We start from the raw sequence: 420 nt of genomic DNA on the forward strand, positions 1-420 counted from the left end.
TCGCCCATCTGCCCGACCGGCACCCGCTCGGCGCGCAGCACCGCGTCGGGCTTGAGGATCTCCACCGCCACACCCTTGGGCCGCAGGGCGGCGGCGACGCCGCGCAGCAGCAGGGACATGCCGTCGCGCCGCAGGTCGGAGTTCTTCCTGACGGCCGCGCGGGTGGCCTCGTCGATGACCTCGCCGAGGCGCTCGGTGAGGGTGGCCTGGTCGGGCTCCTCGAAGCGGATGCGCAGGAACTCCTGCCCTGACCACTCCCCCAGGCCCTCCGGCAGCCGGGACAGCCGCTGGGCGGAGCGCAGGGTGGCGAGGGCCGACTCGACCAGACCCCGCAGCCGGTCCACGATCGAGTCGCGGTTGCGCTCCAGTTGCTCCAGCTCGTCCGTGAGCACCCGCAGCCGGGGGGCGAAGGCGTCGGAC

The 420-nt window shown here is 74.3% G+C and carries 1 pseudogene; it reads right to left on the reverse strand.

The window, feature by feature from the left end:
* Window positions 1-420: pseudogene (locus tag LPA54_RS40070) on the reverse strand (hypothetical protein); the annotation flags it as partial.

It is taken from the genome of Streptomyces sp. DH12 (genome assembly GCF_020873895.1).
Classification (GTDB): domain Bacteria; phylum Actinomycetota; class Actinomycetes; order Streptomycetales; family Streptomycetaceae; genus Streptomyces.